The sequence below is a fragment of the Lysobacter sp. P5_C4 genome, from assembly GCF_054049695.1.
Genome location: NZ_JBFULX010000003.1, coordinates 339249 through 364898, shown reverse-complemented (window position 1 = coordinate 364898; position 25650 = coordinate 339249). Strand labels below are relative to the sequence as shown.

The following is a 25650-nucleotide window of genomic DNA, read 5'->3' as shown; positions in this document are numbered from 1 at the left end:
CTCCCCGATGTAATCGCGTTCCAAACCATGTGTACGGCCGATGCGGGACCGTACGGATCGCTCCCGATTGGAGCATAGGCACCAAACGCTGGCAAGGCGCTCCATCTGGCTTGCGGCGTGGTTTCGAAGGAGAGGGCGATGCGGCGGTTCCTGCAGGTGGTGGTGCTGCTTCCGATCTGCGTTCTCCTGCTCGCGGCTTGTTCGCGAACGCCGCCGGAGCAGTCGCTGCGGCGCAGCATTGCGCAGATGCAGACCGCCATCGAAAAACGCGACGCATCGACGCTGGCGGACGGCATCGCACGGGATTTCATCGGCCCCGACGGCATGGACCGCAAGGGCGCGCAGCGCCTGGCCGCGGTGGTGTTCCTGCAGAACAGGCAAGTGGGCGTGACCCTCGGGCCGCTGGATATCCAATTGCAGCCGGGCGGGGCGCGCGTGCATTGCACCGCTGCGTTGACCGGTGGCGATTCGACCTTTGATGCCGACCTCGGACAGGTCTACGAGGTCACGACGCAATGGCGCCAGGACGGCGAGGACTGGGAACTGTTGAGCGCGGAGTGGGAACCGAGGCTCTGAACGAAAAAAGGCGGCCGCGGGGCCGCCTTTTCCGATCCGCCGGGAAGCGGATTACGCCGCTTTCTTCGAAGCCAACTGGCGCAGCACGTAATGCAGGATGCCGCCGTTGCGGAAGTATTCGACTTCCTTCGGCGTCAGCAACAGCACGCGCACGTCGAAACGCTTTTCGCCCTCTGCGCCCCGCGCAATGACCGTCGCGGTGCGCGACTTGCCGTCGTCCAGGCCGACGACGTCGATCGTCTCGGCACCGGTGAGGCCCAGCGACTTCGCATTCTCGCCTTCCATGAACTGCAACGGCAGCACGCCCATGCCGACGAGGTTGGAGCGGTGGATGCGCTCGAAGCTTTCTGCCACGACCGCCTTGACGCCCAGCAGGTTGGTGCCCTTCGCCGCCCAGTCGCGAGACGAACCGGTGCCGTATTCCTTGCCCGCGAACACGACCAGCGGCACGTTGTCGGCCTTGTACTTCATCGCCGCGTCGTAGATCGCGAGCTTCTCGCCCGGATTGCCCGCGCGGTCGAAGTACAGCGTGTTGCCGCCTTCTTCGCCGCCGAACATCAGGTTCTTGATGCGGATGTTGGCGAAGGTCCCGCGCACCATGACGTCGTCGTTGCCGCGGCGCGAACCGTAGCTGTTGAAGTCCGCCGGCTGCACGCCGCGCGCCTGCAGGAAACGGCCTGCCGGCGAATCCTTCTTGATGTTGCCGGCCGGCGAGATGTGGTCGGTGGTGATCGAATCGCCGAACAGGCCCATGACGCGCGCGCCATGGATGTCGGCGATCGAGCCGATGTCCATCGTCATGCCGTCGAAGTAGGGCGGGTTCTTGATGTACGTCGACGCGCCGTCCCACTGGAAGGCCGCACCGTCGGGCGAGGCGATCTTGTTCCAGCGCGAATCGCCCTTGAACACGTCGGCGTAGTTCTGCGCGAACAGCTCCGGGCCGACGGTGGCGGAAATCATGTCGCCGATTTCCTTGTTCGTCGGCCAGATGTCGCGGAGGTACACGTCCTTGCCGTCGGGGGTGTGGCCGAGGGGTTCGTTGACCAGGTCGATGTCGACCGTGCCGGCGAGCGCGTAGGCGACGACCAGCGGCGGCGAAGCGAGATAGTTCATCTTCACTTCGGGATGCACGCGGCCCTCGAAGTTGCGGTTGCCCGACAGCACGGACGCGACGACGAGTTCGTTCTCCGCGATGCCCTTGGACACTTCGTCCGGCAGCGGGCCGGAGTTGCCGATGCAGGTGGTGCAGCCGTAACCGACGACGAAGAAGCCGAGCTTCTCCAGCTCTGCCAGCACGCCGGCCTTCTTGAGGTAATCGGTGACCACGAGTGAACCCGGGCCGAGCGAAGTCTTCACCCACGGCTTGACCTTCAGCCCGAGCTTGACCGCGTTGCGTGCGAGCAGGCCGGCGCCGAGCATCACGGCGGGGTTGGAGGTGTTGGTGCACGAGGTGATCGCGGCGATCACGACCGAGCCATCGGTGAGTTCGCAATCCTGGTCGGCGACGCGGATCTTCGATTTGGGCTTGGCAGCGAGATGATCGGCCTGCGGCTGGTCGCCGCCTTCGGCATCGAAGCGCACGACTTCGGTCTTCTTCGCCGTGCGATTGGCGATGAGGCCTTCGAGATTGGCGTGGTAGTTGTCCTTGACCTTCTCCAGCAGCACGCGGTCCTGCGGGCGCTTCGGGCCGGCGAGCGAGGGCTTGACGTCGCCCAGGTCGAGTTCGAGCGTGGCCGAGTACGTGGCGTGCGGCGTCTGCGCGTCGTGCCACATGCCCTGCGCCTTGGCATAGGCCTCGACGAGCGCGATCTGTTCCTTGCTGCGACCCGACAGGCGCAGGTAGTTCAGCGCTTCGGCGTCGATGGGGAAGATGCCGCAGGTCGCACCGTATTCGGGCGCCATGTTGGCGATCGTCGCGCGGTCGGCGAGGGGCAGGTGCTGCAGGCCGTCGCCGTAGAATTCGACGAACTTGCCGACCACGCCGAGCGCGCGGAGCATCTGCGTCACGGTGAGCACGAGGTCGGTGGCGGTCGTGCCTTCCGGCAACCTGCCGGTGAGCTTGAAGCCCACGACCTGCGGAATCAGCATCGACGAGGGCTGGCCGAGCATCGCAGCTTCGGCTTCGATGCCGCCCACGCCCCAGCCGAGCACGCCGATGCCGTTGATCATCGTGGTGTGCGAGTCGGTGCCGAACACGGTGTCCGGGAACGCCTGCAGTTCGGTGCGGCCATCACGCGTCTGCACTTCGCGTTCGACGACCACGCGCGCCAGGTTCTCGAGGTTCACCTGGTGCACGATGCCGGTGTTCGGCGGCACGACCTTGAAATTGTTCAGCGCCTTCTGGCCCCAGCGCAGGAAGCTGTAACGCTCCATGTTGCGGGAGAACTCGATCTCGCCGTTGAGTTCCAGCGCATCGGCGCGGCCGAACACGTCGACCTGCACGGAATGGTCGATCACCAGCTCAGAGGGGATCAGCGGATTGATGCGCGTGGCGTCGCCGCCCAGGCGCACCACGGCGTCGCGCATCGCCGCCAGGTCCACGACGCACGGCACGCCGGTGAAGTCCTGCAGCACCACGCGCGCCGGCATGAAGGCGATCTCGGTGTCCGGCTCGGCCTTCGGGTCCCACGTGGCAACCGCTTCGATGTGCTCGGGCGTCACCGTGACGCCGTCTTCGTGCCGCAGCAGGTTCTCGAGGAGGATCTTCATCGAGTACGGCAGCTTCGACAGGTCGAAGCGCTGCCCGAGGCGGGGCAGGCTGTAGTAGGCGAGGGACTTGCCGTTGACGTCGAGTTCGGCGCGGGTGGCGAAGGAGTCGGCCATCGGTTGGGGCTCCGGTGTCTTGCGGTGTGGGGGCCGGCGAATCGCGGCGAGCCGCGGAATTCGCAGGGCTGAGCCCCGTAATTATGCCGGATCGAGGGTGTCCCCGCCCAGCTTGCGCGTGTTCACAGTCGCAAGTGCGACTGCACGGCGCCGACCATCGCGCGCCTGCGGAGGACGAAATCCCAGAAGCTGCCGCCGAGCTGGCGCCACAACACGGCCGAACGCAGCGCGGCAAGCAGCACCGCGCGGATCTCCGAAACAATGGCCGCCTGGCCCAGATAGTGCGGATTGCCTTGCACCATCACGCGCGGGCGCAGGTGGCTGACCGTGTCGGCATACAGCGTGCCGAGCGATCCGAGCACGTCGGGATGCGTGCTGCCCAGGCGTTGCGCCGTCGGCGCGAGCGCGAGGATGCCTTCCTGCACTTTCTGCGCCGTCGCGCCTTCGCGCACGAAGCGGCGTTCGAGTTGCAGCACGGCGAATGCCAGGCGCGGCAGGAGTTCGTCGCGCGAATCGGCGCTGCTCGTGAAGTAGTCGTGCAGCAATTGCATGCCCGGCGCGAGCGCGTGTTCGTTGCCATAGACCTCCACCGGCGTGTCGGCATCCAGGCGGAACACGCTGTCGGTGGCCGTCTGCAGCACCGAAGTGTCGGCCTGCCCGGTTTCGGCGATCTGGCGCACCTGGCGCAAGGCCTGCGCCAGGCCGGCGAGGGCGAGCACGCGTTCCTCGATCGAATTGGCCGGGGCGGGGTTGTCCGTCATGCGTTCTGCCACTCCTTCGTCGAAAGCATCGCGTCCGACCTTGCATCCGTGCGGGCGATGACCGCGCCGCCGAGGCAAGTATCGCCGTCGTAAAGCACCAGCGACTGCCCGGGCGTGACCGCGCGCTGGCCACGGACGAAGCGTACCGCCAGCGTGCCGTCGTCGGCGACCGTCACCGTGCACGCCTCCTCGTGCTGCCGATAACGCGTCTGCGCCGTGCATTCGAAGCGCGCTGCCGGCGGGCTGCCGGCGATCCAATGCGCGGCTTCCGACCAGAGCGTCGTCGAATACAGATGCGGGCTGTCGCTGCCCTGGTCGACGATGAGCACGTTGTCGTTGACGTGCTTGTCGACCACGTACCACGGCGCCGGATCGCGCCCACGCACGCCACCGATATGCAGGCCTTCGCGCTGCCCGAGGGTGAAGAAGAAAACACCGGGGTGTTCGCCGACCACGTTCCCCCGCGGATCGCGAATCTCCCCGGGCCGGGCAGGGAGGTAACGCGCGAGGAATTCGCGGAAGTCGCGTTCGCCGATGAAACAGATGCCGGTCGAATCCTTCTTCGCATGCGTGGGCAGCGCGGCCTCGCGTGCGATCGCACGCACCTGGTCCTTCGGCAGATGGCCGAGCGGAAAGACGGTCGATGCCAGTTGCGCCTGGCCGAGCTGGTGCAGGAAGTAACTCTGGTCCTTGTTGCGATCCACCGCGCGCAGCAGGCGCACGCGACTGCCCGCGTGATCCACGCGCGCGTAATGGCCCGTCGCGATGCGCTCTGCGCCCAGGGCATGCGCCGCGTCGAGGAAATGCTTGAACTTGATCTCGCGATTGCACAGCACGTCGGGGTTGGGCGTGCGGCCCGCGGCGTATTCGTCGAGGAAATGCCGGAACACTCCGTTCCAGTATTCGCTCGAGAAATCGCGGAAGTGGATCGGGATGCCGAGCCGACCGCACACCGCGACCGCATCGCGACGATCCTCGTCGGCGCGGCAGTCGCCGCTGCCGTCGTCGGCCCAGTTCTGCATGAAGAGGCCGGCGATCGGCTCGCCCCGGCCCTGCAGCAGCAAGGCGGCGACCGACGAATCGACGCCGCCGGACATGCCGACGATGGTGCGCACCTGCGGTTTCGCGTCCACGTGCCTGCCTCAGGCCAACTGCTGCACCATCGACAGGGGATGTCGACGTCCGGCGAGATGGTCGGCCACCACGCGCCACACGAGCGGGCTGCGGTGGCGGTCGTGCGCGGCTTGCAGTTCGGCGGGCGTCATCCATACGGCGCGTTCGATGCCGGTATCGAGCGGGCGCGCGGGATCATGCTGCCCGGGTTCGGCGGCGAACGCGAAACGCAGGTAATGGCGGCCTGTTTCGGCCTTCCACTGATAAGCGCCGACGAACGCCGTCAAACGCACGTCCCAGCCTGTTTCCTCGCGCGTTTCGCGCAGGGCCGCGTCGACCAGGCTTTCGTCGGGCTCCAAATGCCCGGCGGGCTGGTTCAATACGAGCTTGCCGTTCACCCGTTCTTCGACCATGAGCAACCGCCCGTCGCGCACGACGATCGTCGCGACGGTGACGTCGGGTTGCCAGAAGCGGCCTTCGCGGTAGGTCACGTGGGGTTGGATCCTTGTCGGGGGTCAAGGTGTTTTCACACGGGCATTGTGACGGCGGCGCCAGTCGGCCGTCCAACGCGGGGCGTCGGGAGGGCTTGCGCCCCTCCGTATAATCCCGCCCATGGCACGAAAGAACGAACATGAGCGCGATCACGGCGCAATGGTGGAAACCAGCAAGCCCGAAACGGCGCGTCCCCCGCTGTATTCGGTCCTGTTGCTCAATGACGATTACACGCCGATGGACTTCGTCGTGGACGTTTTGATGAGGTTTTTCGCCATGAATCTCGAAAAGGCGACCCAGGTGATGCTGCACGTGCACACGCGCGGCCGCGGCGTCTGCGGAGTATTCACGCGGGACGTTGCAGAGTCGAAGGTGGCGCAGGTGAATGAGTACGCAAGGGTCAACCAGCACCCCTTGCTGTGCACGATGGAAAAGGCGTAAACACCTCGCGAAGGCCGCTCGTTGGCAAGCCCTGACGAAGGCCACTGGAAAAGGTATTTCGCGTTCCCCATATAGGACGCTGGATACCTAACAGGGCCAAGCCGTCGGAGGCCACGCAACATGTTCAGCAAGGATCTCGAGCAGACCATCGGCCAGTGCTACAAGCGGGCCCGCGAGGCCCGCCATGAGTTCATGACCGTGGAGCACCTGCTCCTCGCGCTCCTCGACAACCCCTCGGCCGAAGCCGTGCTCAAGGCGATCGGCGCCGATTTCCCGCGCCTGCGCCACGAACTGGAAAAGGCGATCGAAACCTCGGTCGCGCGCCTGGCGGACGACGACGGGCGCGACACGCAACCCACGCTGGGTTTCCAGCGCGTGCTGCAGCGTGCCGTGTACCACGTCCAGTCTTCGGGCAAGAAGGAAGTCACCGGTGCGAATGTCCTGGTCGCCATCTATGGCGAGAAGGATTCCCACGCCGTGTATTTCCTCAACCAGCAGGACGTCACGCGGCTGGACGTCGTCAACTATCTTTCCCATGGCATCACGCGCACCGGCGAAGGCGAGGAATCGCAGTCGCAGGACGAAACGCGCCAGGGCGAGGAGGGCGAACACAAGGGCGACGCGCTGGCCGAATTCGCCAGCAACCTCAACGACCTCGCGCTCGCCGGGAAGATCGACCCGCTGGTCGGCCGTGCCGATGAAGTCGAACGCACCATCCAGGTGCTCTGCCGCCGTCGCAAGAACAATCCGCTCTACGTCGGCGAAGCCGGCGTGGGCAAGACCGCGCTCGCCGAAGGGCTGGCCAAGCGCATCGTCGAAGGCAACGTGCCCGAAGTCCTGGCCGACGCGGTGATCTACGCGCTCGACCTCGGCGCGCTCGTGGCCGGCACGAAGTATCGCGGCGATTTCGAGAAGCGCCTGAAGGCCGTGCTCGCGCAGTTGAAGAAGCACCCCGGTGCGATCCTCTTCATCGACGAGATCCATACGATCATCGGCGCCGGCTCGGCGTCGGGCGGCACGATGGATGCCTCCAACCTGATCAAGCCCGTCCTGGCCTCGGGCGAGCTGCGTTGCATCGGGTCGACCACCTTCCAGGAATACCGCGGCATCTTCGAAAAGGATCGCGCGCTCGCGCGTCGCTTCCAGAAGATCGACATCGTGGAGCCGACGGTAGGCGAGACGGTCGAAATCCTGCACGGCCTCAAGCCGCGCTACGAATCGCACCACGGCGTGACCTACGCCGACGAAGCGCTGCAGGCCGCGGTCGACCTGTCGGTCAAGCACATCGGCGATCGCCTTCTGCCCGACAAGGCGATCGACGTCATCGACGAAGCCGGCGCGCGCCAGCGTTTGCTGCCCGCCGCCGTGCGCAAGTCGCTGATCGATGTCGAGGAAATCGAAACGATCGTGGCCAAGATGGCGCGCATCCCGACCAAGCAGGTCAGCGCCTCGGACAAGGACGTGCTGAAGAACCTGGATCGCAACCTGAAGATGGTGATCTTCGGGCAGGATCCGGCGATCGACACGCTCGTCTCCGCGATCAAGCTCGCACGTTCCGGCCTGGGCAATCCCGACAAGCCGATCGGCAACTTCCTGTTCTCCGGCCCGACCGGCGTGGGCAAGACCGAAGTGACGCGCCAGCTCGCGCTGCAACTGGGCATCGAACTGGTGCGCTTCGACATGTCCGAGTACATGGAGCCGCATTCGGTCAGCCGTTTGATCGGCGCGCCCCCGGGTTACGTCGGGTTCGACCAGGGCGGCCTGCTGACCGAGAAGATCGTCAAGACGCCGCACTGCGTGTTGCTGCTCGACGAGGTCGAGAAGGCGCATCCGGACATCTTCAACATCCTGTTGCAGGTCATGGACCGTGGCGTGCTCACCGACACCAACGGGCGCGAAGCGAACTTCAAGAACGTGATCGTCGTGATGACGACGAACGCCGGCGCCGCGCAGGCCGCGCGTCGCACGATCGGCTTCACGCGCCAGGACCACAGCACCGATGCGATGGAGGTGATCCGTCGCAGCTTCAGCCCCGAGTTCCGCAACCGCCTCGACGCGGTGGTGCAGTTCCAGGCGCTGGGCATGGAACACATCCTGCGCGTGGTGGACAAGTTCCTGATCGAGCTGGAGGTCCAGTTGCACGAGAAGGACGTGTCGATGTCGGCCACGCCGGCGGCCCGCGATTGGCTCGCCCAGCACGGCTTCGACCCGTTGATGGGGGCCCGCCCGATGGCCCGCGTGATCCAGGACAAGATCAAGCGGCCGCTCGCGGACGAACTGTTGTTCGGCAAGCTGGTCGGCGGCGGCAAGGTCAGCATCGACGTGGTCGAGGGCGAGCTGAAGGTGGAAGCGCAGCCCGAGCCGGAGAAGCTGCTGCCGGTGACGGTCTGACCGTCGAAGCCGGCGTAAACGAAAAAGGCGACCCTCGGGTCGCCTTTTTCATTCAAGCACTTGCGTGCTTTATTTCATACGGTACGTAATGCGCCCCTTGGTCAGGTCGTAAGGCGTCATTTCCACCTTGACCTTGTCGCCGGTGAGGATGCGGATGTAGTTCTTCCGCATGCGACCGGAGATGTGGGCGATGATTTCGTGGCCGTTCTCGAGCTTCACCCGGAACATGGTGTTCGGGAGGGTTTCGGTGACCGTACCCTCGAACTCGATGACGTCGTCTTTGGCCATGTATTTCCTGATCGGATAGGGCGGTTCGGCGTTCGGCCGCCCGCAAAGTCGCGCATTCTGGCATGCGCGGCGCTGGAGCGCCAAGCGGCGCGTTCAGCCGGCGAGGGTCGCGGCGTCGAGTTCGCCGAAGCGCGCGGTCCAGGGGCCCGGTTCCGCGGGGCAGGCCACCTGGGTCGCCACGATGCGCTGGAACGCGTCGCGCGGCAGTGATCCGGCCCCCATCCGCACCAGGTGATCGTTCTCGACCTGCGCGTCGATCAAGGGCCAACCCCACGCCTGCAGGCGGTGGGCGAGGGCGGCCAGCGCGACCTTCGATCCGCCCGAAGCGCCGCTGTACATGCTCTCGGCGAAGAACATCGCGCCGACCGACACACCGTAGAGCCCGCCCACCAGGCGATCGCCGTCGAAGACTTCGACGCTGTGCGCATGCCCGTGCGCGTGCAGCGCACCGTACGCGCGGCGCATCGCCGGCACGATCCAGGTGCCGCGCTGCCCCAGGCGCGGGATGGTCGCACAGGCTTCGATGACCGCCTCGAACCGCGTATCGGCGCGCACCACCCAGGGCGAACGCCGCAACGCGCGACGGAACTTCGTCGACAGGCGAACGCCACCGTCGGTGCGGAACACCATGCGCGGATCGGGCGACCACCACAGGATCGGCTGGCCCGCGGAAAACCACGGGAAGATCCCGTGTCGATACGCCTCGAGCAGCCGTGGCACCGACAGATCGCCGCCCACCGCCAACAATCCATCGGGTTCGCGCAGCGCCAGTTCCACCGGCGGGAACACCGGATCGGGACCGAGCAGCATCGGCATGCGCGAGGTCATGGCACCCGGAACGGCGAATGCGCCTGCAACGCGGCGCAGTAACGGCGCACCGAGACCGCTTCCTCGGTGCACCAGTGCCGGATCGCGTCGGCGAAATCTTCCTCGCCGATCCAATGACGGCTGTGCACCAGCGTCGGAAGGAAACCGCGTGCCAATTTGTGCTCGCCCTGCGCACCGGGTTCGAAGCGTTGCAAGCCCTCGCGCAGGCAGTAATCGATGCCCTGGTAGTAACACGTTTCGAAATGCAGCCCGGGCACGAGGCGCGTGGCGCCCCAGTAGCGTCCGTACAAGGTGTCGCCACCGCGCAGGCACAGCGCGCCGGCGATGGTTTCGCCATCGAGTTCGGCCAGCAGCAACACCAGCGCGCGCGGCATCGTATGCGCCAGGTGGCGGATAAAATCGAGCGTCAGCGCAGGCGTGTTGCCGTACTCGTGGAAGGTCTGCAGGTAGAACCCGTGCATCGCCGCCAGGTCGGCGTCGCTGGCTTCATCGCCATGCACCACGCGCATGCGCACGCCGGCGCGCGCGACCTTCGCGCGTTCCTGCCGGATGTTCTTGCGGTGCTTGTGGTCCATCGCGGCAAGGAAGGCGTCGAAGTCGCCCCAGCCGCCGCGATTCTCCCAGTGATACTGCACGTCGATGCGCGGAATCCAGTCGGGATCGAAGGCCGCTGCTTCGTCCGCCCGATGGAAGTTCACGTGCGCCGAGGACCAGCCGGCTTCGCGCACGACCGCGATGATGGCCGCGGCCAGCAACGCACGCGTCGCATCGTCGCGCGCCAGCAACCGCGGCCCGGTCACGGGCGAGTAGGGAACCGCGCCGAGCCATTTCGGAAAATACGACAGCCCGTGATGCGCATACGCCTGCGCCCACGCATGATCGAACACGAATTCCCCGTGCGAATTGCGCTTGCGATACCCCGGCGCCGCGCCGACCAACGACTGCCCGTCGAACAACGCCAGGTGCGCAGGCACCCAACCCAGCGATGCGCGCACGCATTGCAATTCCTCCAGGCCCGCCAGGAACGCATGCGACACGAAGGGATTGCCGCCGTCGTGCAGCGCGTCCCACGCATCAGCGGGGACATCGGTCAGCGCGCCGAGGATGCGCGCGTGCATCGGGCCTCAGCCTTCCTTGTCGAGGAATTTCTCGGCGTCGAGCGCGGCCATGCAGCCGAAGCCGGCGGAGGTCACGGCCTGGCGATAGACCTGGTCGGCGACGTCGCCGGCGGCGAACACGCCGGGCACCGAGGTCTGCGTCGCCATGCCCGACAGGCCGGAACGGATTTCGAGATAGCCGTTGTGCATCGCCAGCTGGCCTTCGAACAACGAGGTATTCGGCGTATGCCCGATCGCGACGAACAAACCGTGGATGTCGATCTGCTTCGTCGAGCCGTCCTGCGTGGACTTCAGGCGCAGCGCGGTGACGCCGGCATCGTCGCCGATGACCTCGTCGACGGTGTGGTGCCAGATCGTTTCGATCTTGCCGGCCTGCACCTTCGCGAACAACTTGTCCTGCATGATCTTTTCGGCGCGCAGCGTGTCGCGGCGATGCACGACGTAGACCTTGCGCGCGATGTTCGACAGGTACAGCGCTTCCTCGACCGCGGTGTTGCCGCCGCCGATCACCGCCACGTCCATGTCCTTGAAGAAGAACCCGTCGCAGGTGGCGCACGCCGATACGCCGCGGCCCAGGAATTTCTGTTCCGATTCCAGGCCCAGGTACTTCGCCGTCGCGCCCGTCGCGATGATCAGCGCGTCGGCCGTGTATTCGCCCGAGTCGCCCTTCAGGCGGAAGGGGCGCTGCGACAGGTCCGCCGTGTGGATCTGGTCGAAGATGATCTCGGTTTCGAAACGCTCGGCGTGCTGCTGCATGCGCTCCATCAGTGCCGGGCCCTGCAGGCCGTGCACGTCGCCGGGCCAGTTGTCGACCTCGGTGGTCGTCATCAGCTGGCCGCCCTGTTGCAGGCCGGTGATCACCACCGGCTTGAGGTTGCCGCGCGCGGCATAAACGGCCGCGGTCCAGCCCGCGGGGCCGGAGCCGAGGATGAGCAGGGAGCAGTGCTTCGCAGAAGTCATGCAGGGGCGTCCGGTGGGGAGTTCGCGTAAGATGCGCGACTGGTTTTTCATCCCTCGCCGCGTCGCGGAATAGTGGCGGCGACCCCACGACAACACAAGGCGCTCGCGCCTCCCACGAAGAGAACACTGCAATGCGGATCGGCGTCCCCAAGGAAACCAAGACCCTCGAAGGCCGCGTCGCGCTGGTGCCGGCGGCGGCGGGCGACCTCGTCAAGCGTGGCCACGAAGTGTGGCTGGAGCAGGGCGCGGGCCTGAAGAGCGGCTTCAAGGACGAGCAATACACGCAGCTCGGCGTGAAGATCGCCGACGACGCGGCCGCCCTGTACGAGAAGGGCGAACTCATCGTGAAGGTCAAGGAGCCGATCGAAGGCGACCTCAAGCTCCTGCGCAAGGACCACCTGCTGTTCTGCTACCTGCACCTGGCGGCGGAGCCGGTGCTGACGCGCCGCCTGCTCGACATCGGCCTGACCGGCGTCGCGTTCGAAACCGTCGAGCTGCCCAACGGCGACCTGCCGCTGCTGGCGCCGATGTCGGTGATCGCCGGCAAGATCGCGGTGCAGGTCGGCACGCACCTGCTGCACCAGCCCGAAGGCGGCAAGGGCAAGCTGCTCGGCGGCCTGCCGTCGACCGAGCGCGGCAAGGTCGTGGTGTTCGGCGGCGGTAAGGCCGGTCGCGCGTCGGCGGAACTCGCCGCGGCGGGCGGTTCGAACGTGGTCGTGTTCGAAATGCGCCAGGACCGAATGGAAGAAATGATGGCGATGGGCAACAACGTCACCGCGCTGTATCCCTACGCCGACGTCGTCGCGCGCGAAGTGGCGTCGGCCGACCTGGTCGTCGGCGCCGTGCTCGTGACCGGCGCCCGCGCGCCGCACGTGCTGACGCGCGAAATGCTCAAGGGCATGCAGGATGGATCGGTCGTCGTCGACATCTCGATCGACCAGGGCGGCTGCTTCGAAACCTCGCGCCCGACCACCTGGAAAGAGCCCACCTACGTCGAAGAGGGCGTCACCCACTTCTGCGTGACCAACATGCCGGGCGCCGTGCCGCAGACCTCGTCGCAGGCCATCTGCGCGGCCATCCTGCCGTGGGTCAACAAGCTCGCTTCGGGCAACTGGCGCTCGAACGAGGCGCTGGTGCGCGGCATCAACGTCGAAGCCGGGAAAATCGTGCATCCCGCGCTGCAGGACATGAAAGTTTGACGTAGGATCAAGGCCCTAGGGGATACACCTAAAGGCAGGTCATACGTGTCGGCAAGGCCGGTGGCTTTGGAAGGCGGCAAATCCAGGCGCAAGAACGCGGCGGCTCCGGTCGCCGCGGGCGGCGGCGCGCGCCGGCAGCGCCTGTGGCGCGACCTCGCGCTGATCGCCATCGCCCCCGTGCTCGCCTACCTGATGGCGAGCCTCTGGACCTTCTCGCCGGACGATCCGGGCTGGTCCCATTCGGGCAGCGTCACCGCCCCCTTGCACAACTTCGGCGGCATCGTCGGTGCGTGGACCGCCGACGTGCTGTTGTATCTGTGCGGTTACGTCGCCTTCCTGTTGCCGATCATGCTCGGGCTCATCGCCTGGATCGCGTTGTTCGGCATGGACAGCGATGGCGACGGCGATGCCGATCTCGGGCCCGCGCTGCGGCTGGTCGGCATCGTCGGCTTCCTCGTGTCTGCGACGGGCTTCCTGCATCTGCGCATCGGCGGCGCCCCGGATTTCTCGGCGGGCAGCGGCGGCATCCTCGGCCAGATCGTCGGCCGTTCGCTGTACCACGGCTTCGGGCCAGTTGGCGCCAATCTCTTCCTCGTCGCGCTGTTGCTGATTTCCACCACGCTCGCCACCGGCATCTCGTGGCTGACGGTGATGGACCGCATCGGCGCGTGGGTGCTCAAGATTCCGCCGCTGCTCCGCCGCGGTACGCAGCAGGCGGCCGAATGGCAGCAGGCGCGCGCCTTCCGCGAGGAACGCGAAGAGACGCGCAAGATCGAAACCGAACTGCGCGCCAAGCGTGCGCCGGTCAAGATCGAACCGCCGCCGGCGCCCGTTGTCGAGAAAAGCGATCGCGCCAAGCGCGAAACGCAGATCCCGCTGTTCCATACCGGCGACGGCACGGGCATTCCGCCGCTCGCATTGCTCGACGATCCCAAGCCGCAGGTGAAGGGCTACAGCGAGGAAACGCTCGAAACGCTGTCGCGCCAGATCGAATTCAAGCTCAAGGATTTCCGCATCGATGCGCAGGTCGTCGGCGCGTATCCGGGCCCGGTGATCACGCGCTTCGAACTGGAGCCCGCGCCCGGCGTCAAGGTCAGCCAGATTTCCTCGCTCGACAAGGACATCGCGCGCGGCCTGTCGGTGAAGTCGGTGCGCGTGGTCGACGTCATCCCGGGCAAGTCGGTGGTCGGCCTGGAAACGCCGAACACTTCGCGCGAGATGATCTATCTCAGCGAACTGCTGCGTTCGAAGGAATACGACAAGTCGCCCAGCCCGCTGACGCTCGCGCTCGGCAAGGACATCGCAGGGCGGCCGACGGTGGCCGATCTCGCGCGCATGCCGCATTTGCTCGTCGCGGGCACCACGGGCTCGGGCAAGTCCGTCGCGGTCAACGCGATGGTCTTGTCGCTGCTCTACAAGGCGTCCGCGAAGGACGTGCGCATGTTGATGATCGACCCGAAGATGCTGGAGTTGTCCGTGTACCAGGGCATTCCGCATCTGCTGGCGCCGGTGGTCACCGACATGAAGGAAGCCGCCAACGGCCTGCGCTGGTGCGTCGCCGAAATGGAGCGCCGCTACAAATTGATGTCGACGGTCGGCGTGCGCAACCTGGCCGGCTTCAACAAGAAAGTGAAGGACGCCATCGAGGCCGGCCAGCCCTTGATGGATCCCTTGTTCAAGCCGAACCCGGAACTCGGCGAAGCGCCGCGCCCGCTGGAAACGCTGCCGTTCATCGTCGTGTTCATCGACGAATTCGCCGACATGATGATGATCGTCGGCAAGAAGGTCGAAGAGCTCATCGCGCGCCTCGCGCAGAAGGCGCGTGCGGCCGGCATTCATTTGATTCTTGCGACGCAACGCCCGTCGGTCGACGTCATCACCGGCCTGATCAAGGCGAACATCCCGACGCGCATCGCGTTCCAGGTCTCCAGCAAGATCGACTCGCGCACGATCCTCGATCAGTCGGGCGCCGAAACGCTGCTCGGCCACGGCGACATGCTTTATCTCCCGCCGGGCACCGCGATGCCCGAACGCGTGCACGGTGCCTTCGTCTCCGACGAAGAAGTGCATCGCGTCGTCGAACATCTCAAGCAGATCGGCGGCCGGCCGGATTACATCGACGGCGTGCTCGATGAAGTCCAGACGATGGGCGATGGCGTTGTCGTCGGTGCCACCGGCTTGCCGGAGTCCGGCGGCGGTGGCGGCGATGAATCCGATCCGCTGTACGACGAGGCGGTGCGCATCGTCACCGAAACCCGCCGCGCATCGATTTCCGGTGTGCAACGCCGCCTGAAGATCGGCTACAACCGCGCCGCGCGCCTGATCGAAGCGATGGAAGCGGCAGGCGTGGTGACGCCGCCGGAACACAACGGCGATCGCAGCGTGCTGGCACCGCCGCCTCCGAAGTAGGGCGCGTGATCCCCCATTCATCCTTTTCCCGGCAGACTTTCCGCAACGTCTCCACGGACACTGCCATGCGCCTGCTTTCCATCGGCCTGACCACCGCGTTGCTCGCCACCACCGCCCACGCCGGCGGCCGCGACGACCTCACCGCGTTCACGAAGAACCTCAAGGGGCTGGACGGTACGTTTACCCAGCAGGTCTTCGATGCCAACGGCAAGAAGAAGGAAGCCTCCAGCGGCCGCGTCGCGATGTCGGCGCCGCGCAACTTCCGCTGGGAGTACGCCAAGCCCTTCGAACAATTGATCGTCGCCGACGGCAAGTCCGTGTGGGTCTACGACCCCGACCTCAAGCAAGTCACCAAGCGCGCCCAGGGCGTGGAAGAGCGCAGCTCGCCGCTCACCGCGCTGATCGATCCCACGCGACTGGACAAGGAATTCGCGGTCAAGGAGCTTCCCACCGCAGAGGGCCTGGACTGGATCGAACTGCGTCCGCGCAACCCCGACAACGCCAGCTTCGAATCCGCGCGCCTGGGTTTCGACAACGCCGGCCTCAGGCGCATGCGCATCGTCGACCCGCTCGGCCAGCGCACCGAACTAAGCTTCTCGGCCTGGAAGAAGAACCCGGGCTTCGCCAAGGGCACGTTCTCCTTCGCGCCGTCCAAGGGCGTCGACGTCGTCGCGGGCGGCTGATCGTTATCATCGCGCTGTGGCGAGACAGCGCACCCCTGCAATCCCCGGGCTTGCTCCGCAAGAGCAGGACCTGCTGAGCGTCGATCGCGACGCGCTGCGTCCGCTCGCCGAGCGGGTGCGGCCGCGCACGATCGATGAAATGGTGGGGCAGCGCCGCCTGCTCGCACCCAGTTCGGCGTTGCGGCGCGCGATCGAATCCGGCCACGTGCACTCGATGATCCTCTGGGGCCCGCCGGGCTGCGGCAAGACGACGCTCGCGCAGTTGCTCGCGACGTATGCCGACGCAGAGTTCCGCGCTGTCTCCGCCGTGCTGGTCGGATTGCCCGAAGTGCGCCAGGTGCTCGCCGAAGCGGGCCATCGATTCGCCGAAGGCCGGCGCACCGTGTTGTTCGTCGACGAGGTGCATCGCTTCAACAAGGCGCAGCAGGATGCCTTCCTGCCGCACATCGAACGCGGCACGATCCTGTTCGTCGGCGCGACCACCGAGAACCCGTCGTTCGAACTCAACTCCGCGCTCTTGTCGCGGTGCCGCGTGCACGTGATGGAATTGGTGTCGCCGGAAGACATCGCCGTCGCGTTGCAACGCGCACTCGACGACGCGCAACGCGGGCTCGGCGATCGCGACTTGCACGTCGCGCCGGAGCAGCTGCTGCTCATCGCACGCGCCGCCGACGGAGACGTCCGACGCGCGCTGACCTTCCTGGAAATCGCGGCGGACCTGGCGGGGGAGGGCGGCACGATCACCGAGCAGACGCTCGCGCAGGTGCTGGCCGATCGCACGCGCCGCTTCGACAAGGGCGGCGAGCAGTTCTACGACCAGATCTCCGCGTTGCACAAGTCGGTGCGCAGTTCGAATCCGGATGCGTCGCTGTACTGGCTTGCGCGCATGCTCGATGGCGGCGCCGATCCGAGTTACCTCGCGCGCAGGCTCACGCGCATGGCGGTGGAAGACATCGGCCTGGCCGATCCGCGCGCATTGCAGATGGCCGTGGATGCATGGGATACCTACGACCGCCTGGGCAGCCCCGAAGGCGATCTCGCACTCGCGCAAGTCGCGATCTATCTTGCGACCACGTCGAAATCCAATGCCGCGTACACCGCCTGGAACCAGGCGCGCAGCGACGTCGAGGAATACGGCACGCTGGACGTGCCGATGCACATCCGCAACGCACCGACGAAACTGATGAAGCAGCTCGGCTACGGCAAGGGCTATCAATACGACCACGACGCCGCCGGTGGCATCGCATTGGGCCAGACCGGCTTCCCCGACAAGATGGGCGAACGCGTGTACTACGCGCCGACCGATCGCGGCCTGGAAGGTCGCATGAAAGAAAAGCTCGACGCCTTGCGCGAAGCGCGGTCGAAAGCGCGCGGTGACGCACCGGGAACGACGGACGGGGACGCCGCCTGATGCGCCAAGCGCTCGCGCGCCTGCCGAAGACGGTGTGGCTGCTGGGCGCGATCAGTTTGGTCAACGACGCGGCGAGCGACATGATCTATCCGCTCGTGCCGCTGTACATCGCGAGCGTCCTGATGGCCGGGCCGAAAGCGCTGGGCTGGATCGAAGGCGTCGCCGAGGCGGCGAGCAGTCTGTTGAAATTGTTCTCGGGCGCCCTGGCCGATCGCATGCGGCGCATCAAGCCCTTTGTCGTCGTGGGGTATGGACTTGCGGGCATCGCGCGGCCGTTGATCGGCATCGCGACGAGTTGGTTCGGCGTGCTGGTGTTTCGGTTCGTGGATCGCGTGGGAAAGGGATTGCGGTCCGCGCCACGCGACGCGATGTTGGCCGCGAGCGTGGCACCGGAGCAACGCGGGCTCGCGTATGGCTTGCATCGCGGGATGGACAACGCCGGCGCGGTGATCGGCCCGTTGATCGCCGCGGCCTTGCTGGCGCTGGGGTTCTCGCTGCGACAGGTATTCCTGTTCGCCTTCGTGCCCGCCGTCTTCGTGCTGATCATGGCGCTCCGCCTGCGTGAGCCGACGCACGCGCACGTCAAGTCGTCCGGCCCGATCGACTGGCGTTTCTCGGCATTGCCCGCGCCGTATCGCCGCTATCTGTTCGCCCTCGGGTTGTTCACGCTCGGCAACGCATCGAACATGTTCCTCCTGCTGCGCGCGCAGGACCTGGGGCTTGGCGCGAGCCGGATCACGTTGTTGTGGGCATCGTTCTCCGCGGTGGCGGCATTGGCGTCGACACCATTGTCGGCGCTGTCCGATCGCATCGGCCGCAAACGCCTGATCCTCGCCGGCTGGGCCGGATACGCGTTGCTGTATGTGCTGCTCGGCGTGGTGCCGATCGACAAACACTGGTTGTGGGTGTTGTTCCCCGCCTACGGCCTGGTCACTGCAACGATCGAAGGGGCCGAGCGCGCGCTCGTCGCCGACCTCATCCCCGCCGATCGCGCGGGCACGGCGTTCGGTTGGTATTACCTGATCACGGGATTGCTGTTGTTGCCGGCCTCGGCGGTGTTCGGAATGCTGTGGGAGAACGGCGCGCCGATGATCGCGTTCGGAACGAGTGCGGCGCTGGCGCTGTGCGCCGGGATCGTGCTGTGGCCGCTCAAGCAACGCGCCGGAGTCATGTCATGAACGCTTGGTGGCAGCAGTTGGTCCTGGTGATGCTGGGTGGCGCCCTTGGCGCCGCCGGGCGGTTCTGGGTCGGTGGTGCGTTGTTGCGCCGCCTGGGCGACGGACTGCCGTGGGGCACGCTGGCGGTGAACCTCGCCGGTTCGTTCCTCGCCGGCTTCATCGCGATCTGGCTCGAGAATCGCGGCCCCGCGGCCTTGTACTGGCGTGCGTTCCTGATCGTCGGTTTCCTCGGCGGTCTGACGACGTATTCGGCGTTGATGCTCGAATGCCTGCTGTTCTCCCGTTCGCAACGCAGTGACCAGGCGTTGCTGTACCTCGGTGTGACGCTTGTCGCAGGCTTGTTGCTGGTGTGGTTCGGCGCACGCACGGCGAGCTGGATTCGCCCGCCCTGCTAGGTTGCCGACGGGGCAGGGCCGGTGCATCCTCGCCACGCGGCATCCGCCGCGCATCGGAAGGGGACGGGCATGCGGACTTTCGTTGCCGGCTTGATCGGCGGAATCGTGTTGTTCCTGTGGGGCGCCATCGCCCACGTCGTGTTGCCCATCGGCGAGATGGGCATGAAGGTCGCCAGCAACCAGGATGCGGCGATGACCGCGTTGCACGCCAGCGCCGACAAGGGCCCGGGCGTGTACATGGTCCCCGGCATGGACCCGGCGATGTGGCGCGACACCGAGGCGATGAATGCCTTCACCACCAAATACAAGGATGCGCCATCGGCCTTCGTCGTTTGGGATCCGACGCCCAACCCGAACCTGCAGACGATGGGGCCTGCGCTGGCCAAGCAGTTCGTCATCGACGTACTCGTCGCCTTGTTCGCTGCGTGGATTCTTTCGCTGGCGCCCGTGGCCTTCGGCAAGCGCGTGCTGATGGGCGGCGCACTGGGCGTGATGGCCTGGCTGACCACGAGCGTGCCGTATTGGAATTGGTATCGCTTCCCGATGGATTTCACCGTCGGTGCCTTGCTCGACACGGGCCTGGGCCTGTTGATCGCCAGCGTGCCGATCGCCTGGTGGCTGGGCCGCGGCCGCTGAGGCCATCCTGCGCGGTGCACGCGTGGTGAGCCCGACCACACGCATGCCACGGTGGCCTGGGGTTCCGGGCCGCCTGTTGCTGCTCGCGATCGCAACGGCGGTCTTCGCGTGGATCGCGATCGACCTCACGCGCGTGGCCGGCAGTGTCTCGTCGGCGTGGATCGCCAACGGCATCGTCGTCGGCGTGCTGCTGTTCAAGCCGACGCGGCAATGGCCGTGTTGGATCGCGGCGGGGTGGGTCGGCGAGATCGCGGCGCGCCTGGTCCATGGCGACGCGTTGGGCATGTCGTTCGGCAATTCGTTCGCGAACCTCGTCGAGATCGCCTGCGTGGCCGGCGCCATTCGACGCCGCGTGCCGGACATCACCGACCCCGCGCAACTGTTGACGCTGGCGTTCACGGCCACCGCATCGACGCTGCTGGCGTGCGCACTGTCCGCGTTGATCGGCGCCCTCGTCAACGCGTTGAACGGTGGCACATCGTTCGGCGGCGCCTTCCTCACCTGGTACTGCGCGCACGTCATCGGCATGGTGATCGTGGCGACCTTGATGGTCGTGGCGCGCAGGGAAGGGCGCTGGATCCTCGGGCGGCGTGGACGCCACCTCGACTACGGGCTGTGCATGGGCGCGTTGCTCGCCGTCTGCGCGATCGTGTTCACGCAGGAACGATTTCCGCTGCTGTTCCTGGTCTTCGTGCCGTTGCTGCTGGTGGTGTTCCGGCACGGGTTCGCGGGCGTGGTGGGTGCGACGGTGGTCATCGCGACCTTGAGCGGCATTGCCACCGCGCTGGGTACGGGGCCGTTCGCACTGGTGGCCTCGCCTTCGTTGCTGCAGCGGACCTTGCTGCTGCAATTGTTCGTTGCGGCGACCTGCCTGCTCGCGTTGCCGGTGGCGACCGTGTTGTCGGAGCGTCGCCGGCTGGCGGTGCGCTATCGCACGCTGGCCGATCACAGCCGCGACCTGGTCGTGCGCATGTCGGCCGAAGGCGCGCCGTCGTATGTGTCGCCCGCCATCCGCCACGTGCTGGGTTACGAACCGGAGGAATTCCTGCGGGCGCGCTGGGACCTGGTGAATCCGGACGATATTCCGGAGGCTTCCGCGGCATTCCAGCGGATCGCGGCCACCGGCATTTCGGAGCCGGTGACCTTCCGCATCCTGCACAAGGATGGGCTGGAGCGATGGGTCGAAGTCGCGGCGACGCGCGTGGAAAGCGGCGACCCCGATGCGCCCTGGGAGCTGGTCGCCTCCGCGCGCGACATCAGCAAGCGGATGCAGGCGTTGGCGGCGCTGGATGAAAGCCAATCGCGCCTGCGCGCGGTGGCCGACAACATGCCGGCCCTGATCGTGCACATCGACGCGGAGGAGCGTTACACCTTCATCAATGCGTATTACGAGCGCTTGTTCGGCCGCAAGCCCGACGAACTGCTCGGGCGCACGATTCGCGAGGCACGCGGGGAAACGGCCTACCTGGAATGGGCGCCCTACATCCATCGTGCGCTGGAAGGGCAGGAGCAGCGGTTCGAGCGCGATCCGAGTGCGTCGTCCGGCGGCCGGTACCTGCAGTCGCATTTCGTGCCGGATCTCGCGCCGGATGGAACGCATCGCGGGTTCTACGCGCTGACGTTCGATATCACGCCCCTGAAAGAGGCTGAGCAGGCCTTGGCGAAGTTGGCGCGCGTGGATGCGTTGACCGGGCTGGGCAATCGGCGCCAGTTCGACGAGCGACTGGCGCAGGCGATCGCACGATCGCGGCGGCAGGGTTCGCCGCTGGTGCTGATGGCGCTGGACCTCGACAGGTTCAAGGCGATCAACGATACGCACGGGCACCTCGCCGGCGATGCGGTCCTGCAGGCCTTCGCCGAGCGGTTGTCCACGTGCGTGCGCGACGTGGACGCGGTGGCGCGCCTGGGTGGCGACGAGTTCGCCGTGCTCATCGAGGATGCGCGCACGCCGCAAGTGGCCGAAGTGATCGCGCAGAAGCTCCTGGCCGTGGTGCGCGCGCCCGTGGTGTTCGAGGGTCTGCAATTGCAGATGGGCACGAGCATCGGCATCGCATTTGTCGCGCAGGCGGCGTCGGCGAATACATTGCTCGCGCTGGCCGACAAGGCCCTGTACGAAGCGAAGTCGGCCGGGCGCAACACCTGGCGGGTGATCGAAGACTGATGCCCTGGAAAAAAAAGCAGGGTTCTGACATTGCGTTGCGGAGTTCCCTGACAGATTCCGCGCCGCCGAAACGGCAATCTGGACTTCGATGGCGGCGGCGCCCGCTGCGAAGGCCCCTCGGAGCCACGACGACTCCGGCAACGTGCGTCGCCGTCATCGATGTTGCGATTCAAGGAAGCCCGGCCCGTCGCCGGGCGGAAAGGCAAGGATGCCGACATGCAACGGTTCGCGTTGTCCTTCGTGCTGTCGATGGCGCCGGCCCTTGCCTGCGCCACGGAGTTGTTGCGATGCGTGGCCGCCGATGGCGCCGTGTCGTACCAGGACACGCCGTGCGAAGCCGGCAGTCGGTTGACGAAAACCATCGCGGTGCCGGAGGCGCCGCATGCGCAGGAGCGTGTCGTGAAATCCAAGTCCGCGAAAGGCGCCAAGGCGCAAGCACCGAAAATCGATCGTGGTGGCGCAAAACCCGGGAAAGGCGACAAGCGCAATCGACAACGACAGGCGTGCGCAGCGGCTCGCGCCGAAGAGCAACGCATACTCGATGGAGCAGGCCTGGAACGCACCTTCGAACAGTTGCGAACCTTGGGAGACAAGGTGCAGGCGGCGTGCAAGGGCCTATGAGCGCGAGGGCGTCGGCCCCGATGAATGCGGCTCCCGTCGCATCCATCGACCGGCGTGACCCATTCGGGCGATTGATTGCGTCCTTCCTCATTGCAGGGGCGCGGAGGAGATCGTCATGCGCAAGCTCTTCAGGTTGAAGCAGTGCGTCGTCGCCGCGCTCGCGTGTTGCGCCGCGAATGCGGCGATCGCCCAGGCGGATCTGTACATTCGCGACACGCCCGCCGACACCGGCGTGCAACCCAATCCCGATGCCGGGCCGATGTGGATCTCCGAAGACATCTGGGTGCGCAACAGCCCCGATCCGAACTATCGGCCGACGCCGTTCAATCCCGCGTCGCCATCGTGGACCCCAGCGGCGCACCAGAACCCCGAATATCGCAACCCGCGCTTCGCCTTGCCGAACTACGTCTACGTGCGCGTGCGCAATCTCGGCACGTCTTCGTCGGCCGGCACCGAGCAAATGCATCTGTATTGGGCGAAAGCGTCGGCAAGCCCGGCGTGGCCGGCCAGCTGGGTGGATTCTTACCCGACCGTTTGCGGCGCGAGCCGGCTCATGGGCGCGGAGATCACCAAGCCGCGCGTCAACGCCGCAACCGCCACGGCCGCGCAACGCCAACGCCTGCGCGATGCGTACATCGCAGTCGCCACGACGCCGGCATTCGCACTGCTCACCGGCTACGACTACTGGACGAAGCAACAGCAAGTCCACGTGCGCGCGCCGGAGCACCACAACCCGGGTTTCCTGCCGTGGCACCGCGAGTTCCTCAACCGCCTCGAACTCCTGCTGCAAGAGGCCGACCCGCGCGTCAAATTGATGTATTGGCAATGGACGACGGATCCGACCAACAGCACCGGCGGAACAAATCTCTACACCTCCACGTTCATGGGCAACTCCGGTCGCGGTACGGGCGGCACCGGGATGGGCGCGCCGCTGACGCCGGCGCTGGATCCGATTGCCGCGGAAAGCGCGAGCGTGGTGCGCAACCTGCGAACGGGCATGCCCGCCACGCAGTCGGATGCAACGCAGTTGGGTTGGAACAACTACCGTGGCACCAACGCCGCGGAAAACTTCAGCGTGAACATCGAACAGACGCCCAACCACGACGCGAACCACGGCTATATCGGCGGCACGGGCGGGTCGATGGCCGTCGTTGCGTCGGCGACCCGCGATCCGTTTTTCTTCCTGCTGCACGGCAAGGTCGACGAACAATGGGCGCGCTGGCAACGGGCGAACACGTCACGCGCCGAAGCGGGCACCGCTTACGGTTCCTCGGCGACGAGTGCGGTGCTGGTGAATGGTTTGCGCCCGTGGAGCGGCGTGGTGCCGTCCGGCGCGCCGATCGACCCGTGGACCTCGGCAGGCGGTTTCATCGTGACCAAGTCCAGCTTCGATCGTTCGGTGTTGTCTCCGCCGATCTACGACGCCGCGCCCCTCACGATTCCCGTGCTGGCGCCGGGCCAGGCAGTGATCCTCGAAGTCCCGTGGTATCCGCCGAAACCGGGCAACTATGCCTGCCTCGGCGACGTGAACGGTTTCGCGTTGCTGGGTCGCATCACGCCCATCAGCACCGCCGAAGGGACCAATGTCACGACCAACGTGCGCAACGGCAACAACCTCGCCTGGCGGAACATCCAGGTCCTCGACAGTTTCAGCGGCACGATGGCGGCGATGTCGATGTCGGTCGGGAACGACACCGATGCACCAACGACGATGGCGCTGCAATTCCGCGAAGTGCCGCAGCGCTACGCGCAGCTCGGGCAATCCGTTGAAACGGTCGAAGTCGGCATGCCGGCGGAATTGTTCAGCCGCATCGGCGGGCAGGGGGTGCGGGGGAGGGCACTTGCGAAACAACGGCAGGGGATGGCCCACCTGCCGAAGGACACCGTCTTCATGCCGCTTCGTGGATCCGATGAGGCGCTCAGGCACGTCTCGTTGAAACCTGGAGAGCGATTCCCGCTCCACCTCGTGTTCCAACTGCGTGGCGATTACAAACCGATGAAGGAGCCGCTGCTGTTCGATGTCGTGCAACAGCGAACGGATTGCAAGGTGCCCGTGGTCGTCGGCGGCGTGCGGTTTGCGCTCGACGTCTCGCAACTGAACCTGGTGCGGGAGCGCAGCGCGTGGCGACTCCAGACCTTCGACCAGCCGCCGCCGGATTGGAGCGCGCCGGAGTTCGACGATACGCACTGGCAGGAGGCGCCGGCGCCGTTGGGATTCGCGCCGCAACTCGAGGCAATGTCGGGCGTGGCACCTGGAACGCAGACTGCCTACTTCCGCAAACACTTCGACGTGCGCGACCCGCAGGCCTTGCGCGACCTGACCTTGCGCCTGCGCGCAGTCGACGGCGCCGTTGTCTACCTCAACGGCCGCGAAGTGCACCGCGTGAACTTCGACAAGCAAGTCCTGAAGCCGATCACGGGAGCGGCCGAACTCGCGTATTTCCCCGTGCGAATGTCGCCGGAGGTGTTGCGCGCCGGCGAGAACGTACTGGCGGTCGAAGTGCATCGGTATCAGGACGATGCACGGGACACCCTGGTCTTCGACGCAGCACTCGTGGCGAACCGCGCCGACACCACCGAACCCCCGAGCGTGCGCATGGCACTGGACGATGTGCTCGTGCACGCGGGCCAACCGATGCAGTTGAACGTAGATGCCGTCGATCCGAACGGCGAGATCCGCAAGGTAACGCTCTTCGTCGACGACAAGCCCGTGCAGGCGGAGGCGGGCGCCTCCACGTTCGAATGGACGCCCGCGGTCGGCCCGCAACGCCTGCGCGTCGTCGCCGAAGACAGCGAAGGCCTGACGGCGTCCGAAGACCGCCTGGTCCTGGGCGTGGAGAACTTGCCGCCCGTCGTGACGCTGCAGGCCCGCGCCGGTGATGCGCCGGGCACCGTGATCCTGACGGCCGATGCCCGGGACCCCGATGGCCAGATCCGCGACGTGCAATTCTTCCTGGCCGACAGCGACCTGTTCGAGGCGAAGTTCGTCCCTGTGGGCGCCCGCAAGGCGCCGCCGTTCGAAGTGACGGTGCAGGTGCCGGAAACCGAACACCGCATCGTGACCGTGCGCGTGACCGACGATGGCGGCGAAGTCGGCGACGCGAGTACGCACATCCACGTGGGGCCACATCGAAGCGCGAAGTGAGGGCCAGGGGCCTCCAGGATG

21 protein-coding genes are annotated in these 25650 nt (G+C 66.3%); 13 read left to right on the top strand and 8 right to left on the bottom strand.

All coding sequences use genetic code 11. From position 1 onward, the window contains the following. The first annotated feature begins 138 nt into the window (after window positions 1-138). Window positions 139-576 carry a nuclear transport factor 2 family protein gene (locus ACXJJ8_RS09695; protein WP_499029354.1) on the top strand — a complete coding sequence of 146 codons (438 nt, stop codon included), beginning with the start codon at window positions 139-141 and terminating at the stop codon, window positions 574-576. A gap of 51 nt (window positions 577-627) precedes the next feature. Here ACXJJ8_RS09695 and acnA read toward each other — a convergent pair whose 3' ends face one another. The 4 genes from acnA to ACXJJ8_RS09675 all read right to left on the bottom strand — a co-directional run bounded on the left by acnA (window position 628) and on the right by ACXJJ8_RS09675 (window position 5764). Then, entirely contained in the window at window positions 628-3399 is a 2772-nt protein-coding gene (gene acnA, locus ACXJJ8_RS09690; protein WP_499029352.1) for an aconitate hydratase AcnA, read from the bottom strand. Window positions 3400-3521: 122 nt separating this feature from the next. Next, on the bottom strand, window positions 3522-4160 hold the full coding sequence (gene hflD / locus ACXJJ8_RS09685; protein ID WP_499029350.1) for a high frequency lysogenization protein HflD: 639 nt from the start codon (window positions 4158-4160) through the stop codon (window positions 3522-3524). Next, the gene (mnmA, locus tag ACXJJ8_RS09680; RefSeq protein WP_499029598.1) at window positions 4157-5257 is read right to left on the bottom strand and encodes a tRNA 2-thiouridine(34) synthase MnmA; all 1101 of its coding nucleotides are present in this window, start codon (window positions 5255-5257) and stop codon (window positions 4157-4159) included. Before mnmA ends, hflD begins: the two co-directional genes overlap by 4 nt. Before the next feature lie 45 nt (window positions 5258-5302). Beyond that, window positions 5303-5764 (bottom strand): NUDIX hydrolase, encoded by a 462-nt coding sequence (locus ACXJJ8_RS09675; protein ID WP_499029348.1) that lies wholly within the window; start codon window positions 5762-5764, stop codon window positions 5303-5305. A 121-nt stretch (window positions 5765-5885) separates the two neighbouring features. Between ACXJJ8_RS09675 and clpS the strand changes: the two genes are divergently transcribed. Further along, a complete protein-coding gene (gene clpS, locus ACXJJ8_RS09670) occupies window positions 5886-6206 on the top strand; it encodes an ATP-dependent Clp protease adapter ClpS (RefSeq protein WP_499029346.1) in 321 nt (106 codons plus the stop codon). A gap of 120 nt (window positions 6207-6326) precedes the next feature. Further along, entirely contained in the window at window positions 6327-8597 is a 2271-nt protein-coding gene (clpA, locus tag ACXJJ8_RS09665) for an ATP-dependent Clp protease ATP-binding subunit ClpA (protein ID WP_499029344.1), read from the top strand. A 69-nt stretch (window positions 8598-8666) separates the two neighbouring features. Here clpA and infA read toward each other — a convergent pair whose 3' ends face one another. From infA to trxB, 4 genes are all read right to left on the bottom strand, one after another. Further along, entirely contained in the window at window positions 8667-8885 is a 219-nt protein-coding gene (gene infA / locus ACXJJ8_RS09660) for a translation initiation factor IF-1 (RefSeq protein WP_036168934.1), read from the bottom strand. A 93-nt stretch (window positions 8886-8978) separates the two neighbouring features. After that, on the bottom strand, window positions 8979-9713 hold the full coding sequence (gene aat, locus ACXJJ8_RS09655; RefSeq protein WP_499029342.1) for a leucyl/phenylalanyl-tRNA--protein transferase: 735 nt from the start codon (window positions 9711-9713) through the stop codon (window positions 8979-8981). After that, window positions 9710-10831 carry a GNAT family N-acetyltransferase gene (locus tag ACXJJ8_RS09650; RefSeq protein ID WP_499029340.1) on the bottom strand — a complete coding sequence of 374 codons (1122 nt, stop codon included), beginning with the start codon at window positions 10829-10831 and terminating at the stop codon, window positions 9710-9712. The genes aat and ACXJJ8_RS09650 overlap by 4 nt, the downstream gene beginning before the upstream one ends. A gap of 6 nt (window positions 10832-10837) precedes the next feature. Further along, window positions 10838-11791 (bottom strand): thioredoxin-disulfide reductase, encoded by a 954-nt coding sequence (gene trxB, locus ACXJJ8_RS09645; RefSeq protein ID WP_499029338.1) that lies wholly within the window; start codon window positions 11789-11791, stop codon window positions 10838-10840. A gap of 131 nt (window positions 11792-11922) precedes the next feature. On the opposite strand from trxB, the gene ACXJJ8_RS09640 reads away from it, so the two are divergent. From ACXJJ8_RS09640 to ACXJJ8_RS09595, 10 genes are all read left to right on the top strand, one after another. After that, complete coding sequence (locus ACXJJ8_RS09640) at window positions 11923-12990, top strand: alanine dehydrogenase (protein ID WP_499029336.1); 1068 nt, start codon at window positions 11923-11925, stop codon at window positions 12988-12990. A gap of 60 nt (window positions 12991-13050) precedes the next feature. Continuing rightward, a complete protein-coding gene (locus ACXJJ8_RS09635; RefSeq protein WP_499029335.1) occupies window positions 13051-15399 on the top strand; it encodes a DNA translocase FtsK in 2349 nt (782 codons plus the stop codon). A 65-nt stretch (window positions 15400-15464) separates the two neighbouring features. Continuing rightward, a complete protein-coding gene (gene lolA / locus ACXJJ8_RS09630) occupies window positions 15465-16082 on the top strand; it encodes an outer membrane lipoprotein periplasmic chaperone LolA (RefSeq protein WP_499029333.1) in 618 nt (205 codons plus the stop codon). Window positions 16083-16122: 40 nt separating this feature from the next. Then, window positions 16123-17493: a replication-associated recombination protein A gene (locus ACXJJ8_RS09625; RefSeq protein ID WP_499029595.1), complete on the top strand. Its 1371-nt coding sequence runs from the start codon at window positions 16123-16125 to the stop codon at window positions 17491-17493. Continuing rightward, window positions 17493-18671 carry an MFS transporter gene (locus ACXJJ8_RS09620; RefSeq protein ID WP_499029331.1) on the top strand — a complete coding sequence of 393 codons (1179 nt, stop codon included), beginning with the start codon at window positions 17493-17495 and terminating at the stop codon, window positions 18669-18671. Before ACXJJ8_RS09625 ends, ACXJJ8_RS09620 begins: the two co-directional genes overlap by 1 nt. Continuing rightward, window positions 18668-19066 carry a fluoride efflux transporter CrcB gene (gene crcB / locus ACXJJ8_RS09615; protein ID WP_499029329.1) on the top strand — a complete coding sequence of 133 codons (399 nt, stop codon included), beginning with the start codon at window positions 18668-18670 and terminating at the stop codon, window positions 19064-19066. Before ACXJJ8_RS09620 ends, crcB begins: the two co-directional genes overlap by 4 nt. Before the next feature lie 69 nt (window positions 19067-19135). Continuing rightward, window positions 19136-19702, top strand: coding sequence for a hypothetical protein (locus tag ACXJJ8_RS09610; RefSeq protein WP_499029327.1), 567 nt, complete (start codon window positions 19136-19138; stop codon window positions 19700-19702). 43 nt (window positions 19703-19745) lie between these two features. Continuing rightward, complete coding sequence (locus tag ACXJJ8_RS09605) at window positions 19746-21863, top strand: diguanylate cyclase domain-containing protein (RefSeq protein ID WP_499029324.1); 2118 nt, start codon at window positions 19746-19748, stop codon at window positions 21861-21863. A gap of 216 nt (window positions 21864-22079) precedes the next feature. Next, entirely contained in the window at window positions 22080-22484 is a 405-nt protein-coding gene (locus ACXJJ8_RS09600) for a DUF4124 domain-containing protein (protein ID WP_499029322.1), read from the top strand. 115 nt (window positions 22485-22599) lie between these two features. Beyond that, entirely contained in the window at window positions 22600-25629 is a 3030-nt protein-coding gene (locus ACXJJ8_RS09595) for a tyrosinase family protein (RefSeq protein ID WP_499029320.1), read from the top strand. The last annotated feature ends 21 nt before the right edge of the window (window positions 25630-25650 follow it).